We start from the raw sequence: 13803 nt of genomic DNA, 5'->3' as shown, positions 1-13803 counted from the left end.
GACCCTCTCTATTGCAAAAAAACCGAAAGGTTTAGCTTGACTCTGTCAGGCCCTTCCAAATAATATCATACACGTCGGTTGCCTTTACCTGTTGATCCTTTAATTTATCAGCCACTAATACAGCCTGGTATTTTTTATCCGCTTCCAGCCTGCCATGTGATCCTTTTACCAATGTTGCATCCAACGGAATAACGTCCATAACATAACGCAAGGCTAATTTTTTTCTTAGTAGTTTATAACCAGCCCTCGCTTTGGAGGTCATAAATAATTCAACCGGGTCATAACCGGGTTTTTTGTGAATGTCTACTACTCTTGCATAATCGGGAGCTTTTGTATCATCCAGCCAGAAATAATAGGTAAACCAACTTTGTTCATCGGCAACAGCCACTAAATCGCCGGATCGTTCATGGTCGATATGATACAGCTGTTGCTCCTCTTTCGTTAATACCAATTGTACTCCCGGCACTTGTTTGATTATTTTTTTTATTTCACCTATAAGCGATTTATCGTTTACATAAATATGCGCCACCTGGTGATCAGCCACAGCAAATGCTTTCGAAGCACCGGCATCCAACAGTTCAAGACCACGTTCGGTTCTTATTTGCAGCCACCCATTTTTGCGCAGCTCCCTGTTAAGATGCACCGGCCGGTTTACATTCGTAATTCCGTATTCGGAAAGCAAAATAATCTTCGCCTTTTTGGTGGCGTAATGATTCACCAGTTGCTCCACCACTTTATCAATTTCAGCCAGGTCTTTTGCTATTGCGGTAATATCCTGACCGAATTTTTGCAAACAATAATCCAAATGTGGCAGATAGATCAGCGTTAAGGTTGGATCATATTTTTTATCGGTATAAATAGATGCATCGGCGATCCATTGGGTGGATGAAATATCCGTAGCCGGCCCCCAAAATTTAAACAAAGGAAATTGTCCCAGTTCTTTTTGCAGTTCATCTCTTAGTTCCGCGGGATGTGAGTAACAATCCGGTATTTTTCTGCCATCCGCTAAATAATTCGGACGGGGCGTTACTGAATAGTCAGCACCTGAATACATATTGTACCACCAAAACATTTTGGAACAGGTAAACGAAGGGTCGGTTTTTTTTGCCTTTTCCCAAATCTTTTCAGCCAGCACCAATTTGTTCGATTGCTTCCAGAATTTTATTTCACTGTCCGTGTGGTCGTACCATCCATTGCCAACAATGCCATGATCTGTGGGCCATTTGCCGGTAACAAAAGTTGATTGAACCGAAGTAGTGACTGCCGGCAACATAGGTTCAATGGTGCTTAAACCCTGCTGCTCAGTATATTTTTTTAAAAAAGGAGTATGCTCATTGATCAGCGAAGAAGACAGTCCTACTATATCGATGACAACGGTTTTATTCACGATGGTTTTGAGTTTAATGTCTAAGGTTTAGGGGCGTCAATTATCCCGAACGATTTTTTTTGTTTAATGATAAGCTTAAGATGTGGTAAATGGCTAAAAAGCTTGAGTCCACCAGCTTTAAACCTCAAACCCTAAAGCTCAAGCTTTCCTGTACCCATTCTAGTTCACGAATAATCGAATCCGTTATCGGCAGCTTTAATGAATCAGGTAAAACTTCCCAGGTATAGGTTTCAATTTCCAGGTGATTGGTTAATGGTTCCTGCCGATGCAGTTGCAGTACAGTTATAATATCCTGTTGTGTCGATTGCAGCAAGCCATAGTTTTCCACGAAAATCGGTACATGAAAATGTGAACGCCATTCGATGGCGGAAGGATTAGCTGCATCTTTCAACGCATCGGGGAGATCCCGGTATTTTTTAAAACTTCCATCCTGCTGCAATGCAATTACCTGGTGCAGGTAAGTTGATTCGTTAAACTGTTTAAACGCATTCATTACTTCGCCTCTTTCAGTAGTAGTTGATGAAAGCCTTGCTTTCAATGCAGCGCTGATCTGTATCTTACCAATGCGGATATTTTTTTGCTTCAATAAATCAATCACCTGCTGGTGATCCTCGAACCCGACTGCAAAATGACAAATATCATAACAGAGTTGGATATGCTCTTTTATTGTAGCTGTTGCTTTTTCAGTGGTCCAGTCAAACCGTTCCATCAATAGAGGCACGCCGATTGGCAACAGATAATTATCATACCATTGAATAAATTCTATCCCCGTTTCGAGCAGGCCATCGGGTTCAGGCTCTATATCGATATGAATGAATTTGCCGGTATTGGCTTTGATGTTGATAAGTTCAACTACAACGTCTAGTAAACGACTTGTTGTTTCTTTAAAAATGTCATCAAACTGATCGGCCTTATGCCAGTGACGATACGAAAGTGGTGAGGTAGAAATACCTCCATCGATCCCTTCAGGAAGAAGAACAGGTAAAATATTGGCTAAACGAATGGTATAGTCAACACGGTCCTGCGTGGTCCAGTCAGGATCATGAACTTTGTCTTTTACAACGGCATGATGAAAGTTGCCAAACGGAAACCCATTCATGGTAAAAACATAACAGTCATTGGCTCTCAGCCAATCAAGAAACGCGGAGAGATTGGTTGATTCTTGTAAGTCGAGACTGGCTTTATCAGACAAGCGTAGTCCTATTCCGAATGATTGTCCCCGACTGCATTTGTCTTTGATCAGCGGAATATGTTTTTGCAGTTCCGAAAAATGTTGATCCCAATGTTCACCGGGATGAATATTACTGCAATAGGTCAGATACCCGTAGTTACTGTCCATGCCATCCTGTTTTTATTGATCCATTCACTTGATTTTTTTAAAAGCTCCGTATTCAATTCATGTACTTCTTCACCGTCGCCAATTGATTTTAAAAGCATAATCGTAAGCTGGCCGCCGAGATGTTCCCTGAATTCATTTAACCCGGCAATCAATGGACTGTTTTCATTTTCAATTTGCATCTGCGGATGTGTCAGCTCAAATCCGAGTTTGCTGATCAATCCGGTTATTCTTATACAATCTTGTTCTGTTATTTTTCCTGATACAAACGAATAAACAGTATCCAATACGATACCCATTGCGACAGCCTCACCATGCAACACGGAAAAATTCGTCAATTGTTCCAGTTTGTGCGCACTCCAGTGACCAAAATCCAATGGTCGGGATGAACCCATTTCGAAAGGGTCGCCGCCTGCAATATGTTGTAAATGTAATTGCGCACATCGCCTGATCAGCCATTTCATGGCGCCCATATCCCGGTTGACCAGGTTATCGGCCTGCTGTTCCAGCCATTCAAAAAAAGCGGCATCTTTTATCAGGGCCACTTTAATAGCTTCGGAAATACCACTTCGCCAATTGCGTTCATCCAGCGAGGTGAGAAAATGAGCATCATTAAAAACTGCGGCTGGCGGAGCAAATGTGCCCAGGAAATTTTTTTTGCCAAAAAAGTTGATGCCATTTTTTACACCGATACCCGAATCGTTTTGCGATAATACGGTTGTGGGAATACGAATATGCCGGATGCCACGGTGAGCAACAGCCGCCGCATATCCTGCGATGTCTAACAAAGAGCCGCCACCAATGGCAACAATATAAGAATGCCGGTCAATGCCATGCTGGTTAACAGCAGTGATTACCTCGTCAAAAGCCTGTTCATTATTTTTTGACTGTTCACCTCCCGGCACAAGGATCATCTTGTCTACAAGTGATAAGGATGGCAACCCGGAAAAATAAGCTTGTATCTGTTCTTGCAAGCCGGGATGATGATCCACTACGCCCTGGTCGAGAACGAATAATAATTTTTTTATGTTGCCTGTTGCGTGTGATAATAAATAATCACGAAGTACCGGGTTGTTAGTATCGAATAGATGTTCGGTGAAGAAAACTTTGTAGTCAAAACGTACCTGGAATGATTGCTGCAAAAAATCCATATTCATCGGGCGAACTTGTATAAGAATCGGTTTAAAAATACTGTGAACCAATAAAAAAATAAATGAGATAGCAAGGCAAAAGCGAAATTAAGCATTGATCTCCAATGCTGCCACGATCAGGTAACAGCAAATATCCGGGCAAATAATATAGAAAGAGGCAGCAGGCAAAGGATGACGAGTGCCCAACCGATAGCGCCGAAAGCGGCAGCCCACGAAGCATTCATGATGATCACGGCGATGACACCGGCTTTCACCGCCTTTCGGATGTTTTGTGCCACGGGACTTTTAATGGCCTTAGAAAGTGGCAGACCAATCATGCCCGCAAAAAATAAGATAAAGCCCGCCGCATACAATAGCTGATTTTTTTCAACCGCAAACCACGCAATGGCAGACAGGATAATCAAATAAAAAAATGCAGCCAGGTACAATGTTATCCTTTTGCCGCCATAGACTTCGTCGCGGCTGATCATCGTGATGGCGCCAATGTAAATGACGGGGAAAATGCCCAGCCACCAATATTGCATCAGCGCAGCGGGTAACACACTCATGCCTAATAATAGATTTAAACCCCTGCATAGTCCCATGTTGACGGGACCAAGCAAAGAATGATGTTTGCCCCATTTATCATAAACAGTTGCCAGTATTGCTATAACAGACGCCAATAAAAAAGATAAGGAAAAGATTTGCGGATGAACGAATGCTGCAGTAATCAATGCCATAACATATAAACCGGTGGCAAGTATGGTGGCATCTCTTTTCTGAATAAGTCCGCTGGGTATGGGTCGTTCAGGTCTTTCCACCCGGTCAATGTCCGCATCAAACACGTCATTAAACACCACACCACCGCCATACAGACCTATAGTGCAAATGATCAATAAGAAGACAGGAAACAAGGAAGGAATTGACCCCCCTGTACTGGCAAATGCGGCTATTGCTACTCCTGCCAAAATATCCGCCACAGCAGTCACAATGTTGGCAGGTCGCATTAAACGTAGGTAGCCTGTTAATTTCTGCACTTACTGTATTTATCGGATAATGATAGAGTCTTTATCGATGCGGGGTTGCTGTCCACCCCGAAGGATAGTATTGCCTTCAAACTTCTGGCTTTGGTCTACTCCCTGCAAACCACCAACAAAGTCGGCTTCATTGATTTGCCCGCTTTGTGCAAAGGCGGTGATAGCATTTTGATAGGTTACCATTTTAATGTCTTCATCACTGATCCCTTTTTCCTTCATCAATACCGCTGTTTTGGGTACTGCCAGGGGATCACTAATGCCCCAGTCAGCAGCTGAATTAATCATGATCCTTTCGGTGCCGTACTGTTTAACAATTTCTACCATTCTTTCATTGCCCATTTTGGTAAAAGGGTAAATGGTGAATGCCGCCCAGAAGCCACGATCTAACACTTCTTTTACGGTTTCTTCATTGTTGTGATCTACAATGACCATGTAAGGATCGAGGCCCTGTTCAATAGCGATGTCCATGCTACGGGTAGTACCTCTTTTTTTATCACGGTGTGGAGTGTGTATTTGCACTGGCAGGTTGGCTTCTTTGGCCAGGTCCAATTGCAGGCGATAGTATTTTTCTTCGGCTGCTGTCTGATCATCAAAACCAATCTCCCCCACACCAACAACTCCTTCTTTATAGATAAACGCGGGCAATATTTCCATCACCTGTTCAGCCAATGCTTCATTGTTTGCTTCCCGTGAATTGAGACCAATGGTGCAATAATGCTTGATACCATATTGTGATGATCTGAAACGTTCCCATCCGATCAGGCTACTGTAATAATCCCTGAAGGTCGAAACACCTGTGCGGGGCTGACCCAGCCAGAAAGCAGGTTCAATCAATGCTACTACGCCGGCATCGGCCATGGCCTGGTAGTCGTCGGTAGTACGGGAAGTCATGTGGACATGCGGATCAAAAAATTTCATGCCCTTTATTTTATCCAGCATCAGCGGCAAATGGCTGCCGGGCTGAAGATCTTTTTCGGTGATATTATTGCAACACATAGGCTGTCGGTTTGAAAGTAAAAAGGATAAAGATTTTTAACTGGGTTGTAAGGTGAATTTATCGGCAAGCTTATCCCAGCTTATCTGCCCGCTGGTAATTTTTAATTTTAAATCTGTATATTGATCCAACAGTTCTTTAGCGGGCACATAATTGCTATCATGGCAGGCTAATGCTGCCGCTTCCTGCTCAAGCTTGTCTGCGGATTGAAAGGCCCGTTGCACGCCGGGAAATTTTTTTTCATCAATAAAAGGTCCCACGCATCTCCATAATTGGGGATTCACCGGTCTGCCGGCTGCACGGCGTTCACTGGCATAGTCGGATAACATGGATGCCAGCTCCGGATTGGCCCGGTGATCAAGCCCGATGATTTGATGAATCGCTTTTTCGGTAAAAAATGCTTTCATCACCAGCTGGTTCCAGGCACCGTCACTTAATTGTTCGGAAGGATAGGGGTTGCTGCAAATAATCGCTTCCAAAACGGAACCGATATTACTCCTTATTCCTTCCGCACAACGATTTTTCCAATCCTCCGGATAATGAAGAAGAGGTAACGAAGAATACAATGCTACCAATTCATTCATTTCGGCGGCTAAAAAAAGGTTTTCGATCGTATTGATATAAGCTTCCTTATTTGCTGGATCAAGATGAAGCAAAAGCCAAACACGGGATAGCCTGTCGATTGTCCAATGATTGATAGAAAAATGGGGCCGGGCTGAAAGAAGTTCTTGTTCTTGCTGACCGGTAAAATGTATCAACTGGTGACCTGTTTTGCGAGGCACGGCAACAAAGGCGCTTATTTTTTGCCGGACAGGTGTTTCTGAAACTGATTTTTCAAGCCAGCTCCACGCATCGGGCGATACATTTTCACGGATAATAGCCGCCAGGATGTTTTTAACTTTTTCAGGTTGATGGTGATCCATTACAGGTTATATTTCGTCACCTCTAATCAAAATGGATTAAGGGGCAAATTGCCTGAACGAAATTAGTCGCTAATCAGCGGATTGGCAAATCACCGAAATATGACTTTGCTTAACAAGCCGGCTGATGTTGATGCCAAAAATCTGCAAACAAATCAAATTTATATAAGAAGCTGTTTTAATTTTTCAGAATAGAACTTGCCTGTCGGCACGCAGGCGCAGATAAATTAAGATAATGATGATTTTCGCTGATTATTGCCTTAATAAATCATAATAATCACCATTATCAGCGTTCTATTGAAACTTAGGAGCCTCTAAGGCTGCCTGGCTTTGAAATAGTAATTGGTTATTTCTTTAATCCTACTTTATGCCCGCTGACAGCGAAATAAAGGATGTATAAATAGCAAGGCAATACAGTGACAAAATAGGAGAGTTGAAAATCAAGGTGAAGATTGTCTTTCAAAAAAGCATAGATCAACGGCCAAATGGCTCCGCCGGCGATACCCATGATCATAATCGCTGAACCTGTTTTAGTGAACTTTCCCAGGTGACTTATGCCAAGCGGGAAAATGGCGGGCCACATCAGCGAATTTGCTAATCCCAGCAAGGCGATAAACGTAACAGAAGCATAGCCACTGGTAAAATAAGCGGTAATGGTAAAAATGATGCCCAATATGGCGCATATTCTCAGCGCTTTTTGTTGAGAAATATACTTTGGAATCGTAATGATGCCGGCGACATAGCCGATCAGCATTCCTGATAGCGTTAATGCAGTAAAAAATTTAGCAATATCCGGGCTTATGCCTAATGCTTTTCCATATACGCCAATAATATCACCGGCCATTACTTCGGCCGCAACATACACGAATATGCAAAAGGCGCCCAAAAACAAATGAGGAAACTGGAAGATACTCTTATGATGAATAATTTCTCCGCTTGCATCATCCTTTACATCTTCTTCCACTTGTACTTCTGGCAGATGACTGAATTTTATCACCAACGCAAATAAGCAAAACAGGATGGCAAGTGTAATATAAGGTGTGTTTACACGACCCAACACTTCCTGCAATAGCTGTTCTTTTTCAATACCCGTTGCCGCTTCAATTTGTTTCTCAATACCCGCTGCATTCTTCAGGAACAACGTACCCATTATTACAGGAACAATAATACCCGCCGTTTTATTACAAATTCCGGCAATGCTGATACGCTTGGCTGCGCTTTCAATAGGACCGATGATTGTTAAATAGGGATTAGATGCTGTTTGCAAAAGTGCCAAAGCCGAACCTTGAACAAATATGCCGGTAAGGAATAAACCAAAGGAGTTTGTTTTGGCAGCCGGAACGAAGAGTAAAGAGCCTAATCCCAATACTACCAATCCTGTTACGAGTCCATTTTTAAAACCTATTTTTTTTAATATCCACGACGAGGGCAATGCTAAAAAGAAATAAGCCATATAGGAAGAAAAAGTAACGAAGAACGCCTGGAAATCGGATAACCCGAAAGACAGCTTAAAAAAAGGAATTAGTGTTCCATTGGCCCAGGTAACAAACCCAAAAATGAAGAACAACGCACAAATGATCACCATTGGCATCATATAAGTTTGTCTTTGGGGAAGGGCGAGGGTAGCTGTTTGTTGCTGCATGCAGGTATTGATTTTAAAGTCCTCAAAATACTGAAATTGATTTATACCGGGGCGGTCAACCGTTTGCATGACTTTTTCAATTATCAATTAATAATTTCGGAGAGGATTAACTTTACCGGATGCTATTGAACAGAATTAGTCGCTTGGCAGCAATGGGTGCGGTGTTAATCATTTTTTCCTGTAATAACCGGGCAGCTACCGACCAGGAAACTGTAAAAGAAGATTCGGCTATTTCCTGTATGAAAACACCTGGAAGATTTGCTGCGGATAACCTGGCTGCTATTCAGCCCAATGGCGATACGTCAACAACGGGGATGAAATATATACCGGGCGGAACATTTATGATGGGAGCTGATAATGACCAGGCTAGTTCGGATGAATATCCAAAACATACTGTGCAGGTGCGGCCATTCTGGATGGATGAAACCGAGGTGACCAATGCTCAGTTTCAAAAATTCGTAGAGGCGACTGGCTACGTTACAACTGCTGAACAAAAACCTGATTGGGAGGAATTAAAAAAAACATTACCACCCGGCACTCCCAAACCACCTGACAGTGTCTTAGTCGCAGCTTCGTTAGTGTTCAGGCAAACAGATCGTGAAGTGGATCTTCATGACTATAATCAATGGTGGAGTTGGGTAGCGGGAGCTAACTGGAAACATCCTCGGGGTCCAGGTAGTTCGGTAAAAGCAAAGGAAAATCATCCCGTAGTCCAGGTGAGCTGGTATGATGCTATGGCTTATTGTAAATGGGCCGGTAAACGATTACCAACAGAAGCCGAATGGGAGTTTGCTGCAAGGGGTGGTTTGGTCAATAATATCTATCCCTGGGGAAATGAACATGTTAATGCAGGCAAACCAAAAGCTAATAGTTGGGAGGGAAAATTTCCATATTTAAACGAAATGAAAGACAGATACATGACGGCAGCACCTGTCAAATCATTTGCAGCAAATGGTTATCAACTATACGATATGGCCGGCAACGTATGGGAGTGGTGCAGCGACTGGTACGATGCTGCGTACTATTTAAATGCTGGTAAAGCAGCAGCTGTTAATTTATCGGGGCCCGATAAGAGCAACGATCCGGAAGATATATATACACCCAAGAAAAGTTTACGTGGCGGCAGCTTTTTATGCAACGATAGTTATTGCAGTGGCTACCGTGTGGCCCGTCGTATGAAAAGCAGCCCGGATACAGGTTTGGAACACACTGGGTTTCGTTGTGTGAAGGATGTACAAAACTGATCATGGGGCATCAATTTTTAGATAAATTGTAATTAATGTGTTGTAATGGATAAACTACCTACCATCAAAGAAATTGCGAAGAAGCTGAATGTCTCCGTGTCTACCGTTTCCAGGGCTTTAAGCAATCACCCCCGTATTGGCTTATCTACAAGGGAGCGGGTTCAACAGTTGGCCAAAGAAATGAATTATGAGCCCAATGCACAGGCGATTTTTTTTAAACAAAAGAAAACGCATGTCATTGGTGTGATTGTTCCTTTTATCCGCGAAGATTTTTTTTCGGAAGCCATTAGTGGGATTGAAGCAGCAGCCATGGAACATGAATACACCATACTGTTTGGTCAAAGCTTTGATGATCCCGAAAGAGAAAAAAAAGTGGTCGATGCCATGAAAAAACAGCGGGTGGATGGGTTGATCATTTCCTTGTCCAAGCAAACCAATAAATATGACCACCTGCAGGCATTGGATAAATATGATATTCCCGTTGTCTATTTTGACCGGGTACCCACATTTGAAAATGCGCATAAAGTGTATTGCAACTTATACAAAGGGACGGTAGAAATGGTGAACTGGTTATTCAATAAAGGTTACCGGCGTATCGCTTTTATCAACGGGCCTGATAAATTGCAGGCAAGCAAAGAGCGGTTAAATGGATACATTGAAGGCGTGTCTAAACAAAAGTTAAAAGTGGATATGCAATTGGTTGAAAAGACCGATCTGTCGAAAGAGAGTACTCATGCTGCTATGAAAAAATTACTGGCGTTAAAAAACCCTCCCAATGCGATCATCACTTTCAATGATTATGTGCATATGGATGCGGTGCAATATGCCCAGAAAAATGATATCCGGGTGAACAAGGACATCGTTTTTGTTAGCTATGCTAACCTGCCTATAACCAATTATACAGCCTTTCCTCCAATAGCATCGATAGAACAATACCCCTATGGGCAAGGTGAAAAAGCAATGAATCTTTTGATCAATATCCTTAACAACAAAACTGCCAACAAAGAAGGAGAAAAAACATTTTTTAAAGAAGAAATGGATGTAACATTGGTGTTGCATACTGTTACGTCAGCATGAATGGTCAAATCTAAATCCTTAACTAATTCAATTGGATAAATGAAAAAATTACTAACTCTCCTGTTTCTTGTTATTGCTGTATGTGCTATGGCGCAGAAAAAAAATAAGTATGGCAAATGGATAAAATTATTCAATGGAAAAGATCTGAAAGACTGGACCGTAAAAATCAAGGATCACCCGGTAAATGATAATTTCGGAAATACCTTCCGGGTAGAAAATGGTGTGATCAAAGTAAGTTACGATCAATATGGCGGGCAGTTCAAAGAGCAGTTTGGTCATATGTTTTATAAAAAGAAATTTTCAGCTTACCTGTTGGAAGTAGAGTACCGGTTTACGGGTAACCAGATCGCCGATGGACCCGGCTGGGCATTTCGCAACAGCGGGCTGATGCTGCACGGTCAGGCACCCGAGACCATGGCGGTTGACCAGGATTTTCCGATCTCCTTAGAAGCACAATTGCTGGGCGGTAATGGTAAAGACGAGCGTACCACCAATAACCTTTGCACTCCGGGTACCAATGTGTTCATGAATGGCAAACTATTTACACCACATTGTGTGACTTCAAGTTCTAAAACTTTTCATGGTGATCAATGGGTGAGGGCACAAGTGTTGGTATTGGGTGATTCAATTGTGAAGCATATCGTTGAAACGGATACCGTGCTGGTGTATGAGAAGCCGCAATATGATGAAAGAGACAAGTGGGTAAAGCAAGCCGGACTTAAAGGTGGTGAGTTAATTACAGAAGGAACCATATCGTTGCAAAGCGAAAGTCATCCCGTTGAATTTCGTAAAGTGCAATTGTTTGACCTGTCAAAGTATATGAATAAACCGGCCACATTAAACAAGGTGTTGGCTACGCTTAGTAAAAGAACTCTTCAATAATTTTATTTCTCTTCCTGATTTCCGGGTGTAAAGATTGCGCAAACGGTTGTACATGCGGTTCAACCGTTTGCACTGTTTGCCGGTACTGATAGCAGCTGTTTACAGGTTTGAAAAAAACATATTTTTAAAAAAGCGGAACTGTTCTGCTTGAGTAATCTACTGCTATTATAAATGAGAAATGCCTGTATCAATACGGACAGAGAGTTGTTGTTGCAATTGCAACAACACGATGAGCAAGCACTGGCTATCCTGATGCGGACACATTATCGTTCTTTGTATAATTATGCCAGTCGTTTTATCCAGGACGAAGCGGTTATCAAAGACGCCATACAGGAAGTTTTTATCAGCCTTTGGCAACGGCGTGAATCCGCCTCCTCTATTTTATCATTGCCGTTTTATTTATTGGGTGCTGTGAAAAATAAAGTGTTGAAAACGTTGCAGCGGGATAACAGGAGGAGTGAAGCTCTTGTAGCGGATCTGCAATATGAATTTGCATCAGAATTCCCGGTGGAAAAAAATATCATTGACAAACAATTGGCGGAAGAAAATGCGCAACGTTTAAGGTCAGTGATCTCCAACCTTTCGGCACGCCAAAGAGAAATCATCTATCTTAAATTTTACCAGCAATTAGATCACGGCCAGATCGCCGCGTTGATGAGCATCAGCCAGCAATCTGTTTACAACCTGCTGCATGAAACTATCCAGAAACTAAAAAAGTGCTGGCAATCCGAGCTGTTGATGACGGTATCCTGAAATATTTCTTTTCCTGTTTTGTAACTCTTCTTTCAGTGCATGATGTTTTTGTCAAACGTTTGCACAATATTTTATAAAAACTTAATAAAGACCAGTAGTTTTTTTTGAAACCGGGTACTTGTAAATGAGTAACTGACCGGAATGAAAAATTACAAGCTTTATACAGTATCGGATTTTGTTCTTGATGAAGATTTTATTCTATGGGTATATACCGGCAGCAATGATCATTCCTGGAATGCGTGGCTTATGCAAAATCCTGATAAAGCACTGACAGTAGCCGAAGCGAAACAAATAGTGCAATCATTAAAGTTGACGCCGGCATCCGTTTCGGAAAACGAGCTGGATGAAGAGGTTCATAGACTTTTAAACAATATTCACACCGGACAGGCCGTGGTGCGACCAATCAAGTCTTCAAAAAAATGGTGGTGGCTGGCAGCATCAGTTGTTGTACTGGCAGGACTCGCCATTTGGAGCACCAGCCTTATCAATAAAAAATCGGCTGCTGAAAAATTCAACTATACGGAAGTAATTCCCAGGCTTCAACTTATCGAACAGGTAAACACGTCAGCCAAAGCGATTCACATTTTGTTACCCGACAGCAGCACGGTTGAACTGTCACCGCAAAGCAGGCTGAGCTATTCCAATGATTTTAAGGATTCGGCAAACAGGGATGTGTACTTATTGGGCGAAGCTTTTTTTAGTGTGACCAAAGATGCCAACAAACCTTTCCGTGTTTTTGCCAATGGGATTGTTACAAAAGTATTGGGCACCAGTTTTACCGTAAGGTCATTTGAAAAAGAACAAACCATAAAGGTCACCGTGAGAACGGGGAAAGTAAAAGTATATCCGCAAACGGAAGAGTCCGAAAAGACAGCCGTCAATGCTGTATATCCTGACGATATCTTACTCACACCCAACCAGGAAGCCATCTTCGAAAAAGAGCAAAAGAAATTTCAAAAGAAAATATTGGAAAAGCCGGTGATTATTGATCCGGGTATTTCACTCCATTCCATGATCTATGAAGAAACACCTGTGATAAAGGTGCTGGAGGAGTTTAAAAAAGCCTATGGTATCAGCATCGTTTACGATGAAGATTCTTTAAGGACCTGCACTATTACCGCCGACCTCACCGATGAGTCATTGTATTCAAGACTGGACCTGATCTGTAAAGCCATTGATGCCAATTATGAAATTATCAATTCTGAAGTTTTTATCCGGGCCAAAGGCTGCCGGTAAATGATAGAACCAATTATTAACTCAAATAAAACTGCGATGAGAAATAGTAAAGAAAATAACAGTACCTGAAAAAGAAAAACCGGCGCTGCTGCGAACAGTACCGGTCTTTAAAGTCAGCCCCTGCTGCGGGTAGTAAACGAGCCGGAGGCCTTTCTTGTTCAACAT

The 13803-nt window shown here is 42.3% G+C and carries 13 protein-coding genes; 5 read left to right on the top strand and 8 right to left on the bottom strand.

The window, feature by feature from the left end; genetic code table 11:
- Positions 1–31 precede the first annotated feature (31 nt).
- From ACFEL9_RS19575 to ACFEL9_RS19545, 7 genes are all read right to left on the bottom strand, one after another.
- Positions 32–1387 carry an alkaline phosphatase family protein gene (locus ACFEL9_RS19575; protein WP_385893779.1) on the bottom strand — a complete coding sequence of 452 codons (1356 nt, stop codon included), beginning with the start codon at positions 1385–1387 and terminating at the stop codon, positions 32–34.
- Between the two features lie 124 nt (positions 1388–1511).
- Complete coding sequence (eboE, locus tag ACFEL9_RS19570; protein WP_385893777.1) at positions 1512–2726, bottom strand: metabolite traffic protein EboE; 1215 nt, start codon at positions 2724–2726, stop codon at positions 1512–1514.
- The gene (locus tag ACFEL9_RS19565; protein ID WP_385893775.1) at positions 2702–3880 is read right to left on the bottom strand and encodes a 3-dehydroquinate synthase; all 1179 of its coding nucleotides are present in this window, start codon (positions 3878–3880) and stop codon (positions 2702–2704) included. The genes eboE and ACFEL9_RS19565 overlap by 25 nt, the downstream gene beginning before the upstream one ends.
- Before the next feature lie 110 nt (positions 3881–3990).
- Positions 3991–4890, bottom strand: coding sequence for a UbiA-like protein EboC (gene eboC / locus ACFEL9_RS19560; protein WP_385893773.1), 900 nt, complete (start codon positions 4888–4890; stop codon positions 3991–3993).
- A 9-nt stretch (positions 4891–4899) separates the two neighbouring features.
- Positions 4900–5886, bottom strand: coding sequence for a TatD family hydrolase (locus tag ACFEL9_RS19555; protein ID WP_385893771.1), 987 nt, complete (start codon positions 5884–5886; stop codon positions 4900–4902).
- Between the two features lie 36 nt (positions 5887–5922).
- Entirely contained in the window at positions 5923–6807 is an 885-nt protein-coding gene (locus ACFEL9_RS19550; RefSeq protein ID WP_385893769.1) for an EboA domain-containing protein, read from the bottom strand.
- A 343-nt stretch (positions 6808–7150) separates the two neighbouring features.
- Positions 7151–8446: a sugar MFS transporter gene (locus ACFEL9_RS19545; RefSeq protein ID WP_385893767.1), complete on the bottom strand. Its 1296-nt coding sequence runs from the start codon at positions 8444–8446 to the stop codon at positions 7151–7153.
- A 119-nt stretch (positions 8447–8565) separates the two neighbouring features.
- On the opposite strand from ACFEL9_RS19545, the gene ACFEL9_RS19540 reads away from it, so the two are divergent.
- From ACFEL9_RS19540 to ACFEL9_RS19520, 5 genes are all read left to right on the top strand, one after another.
- Entirely contained in the window at positions 8566–9690 is a 1125-nt protein-coding gene (locus ACFEL9_RS19540; RefSeq protein WP_385893765.1) for a formylglycine-generating enzyme family protein, read from the top strand.
- A 45-nt stretch (positions 9691–9735) separates the two neighbouring features.
- The gene (locus ACFEL9_RS19535; RefSeq protein WP_385893763.1) at positions 9736–10767 is read left to right on the top strand and encodes a LacI family DNA-binding transcriptional regulator; all 1032 of its coding nucleotides are present in this window, start codon (positions 9736–9738) and stop codon (positions 10765–10767) included.
- Between the two features lie 39 nt (positions 10768–10806).
- Positions 10807–11649: a 3-keto-disaccharide hydrolase gene (locus ACFEL9_RS19530; protein WP_385893761.1), complete on the top strand. Its 843-nt coding sequence runs from the start codon at positions 10807–10809 to the stop codon at positions 11647–11649.
- Between the two features lie 171 nt (positions 11650–11820).
- Positions 11821–12402, top strand: coding sequence for an RNA polymerase sigma factor (locus tag ACFEL9_RS19525; protein ID WP_385893759.1), 582 nt, complete (start codon positions 11821–11823; stop codon positions 12400–12402).
- Positions 12403–12543: 141 nt separating this feature from the next.
- On the top strand, positions 12544–13638 hold the full coding sequence (locus tag ACFEL9_RS19520; RefSeq protein WP_385893758.1) for a FecR family protein: 1095 nt from the start codon (positions 12544–12546) through the stop codon (positions 13636–13638).
- 21 nt (positions 13639–13659) lie between these two features.
- On the opposite strand, the gene ACFEL9_RS19515 is transcribed toward ACFEL9_RS19520, so the two are convergent.
- Positions 13660–13803, bottom strand: a complete 144-nt coding sequence (locus tag ACFEL9_RS19515; protein WP_385893756.1) for a hypothetical protein — start codon at positions 13801–13803, stop codon at positions 13660–13662.

This window comes from Terrimonas alba (assembly GCF_042434975.1).
Lineage (GTDB): Bacteria > Bacteroidota > Bacteroidia > Chitinophagales > Chitinophagaceae > Terrimonas_B > Terrimonas_B alba.
Note: the sequence above shows the minus strand (reverse complement) of the source record. Positions and strands in the feature narration are given on the sequence as shown.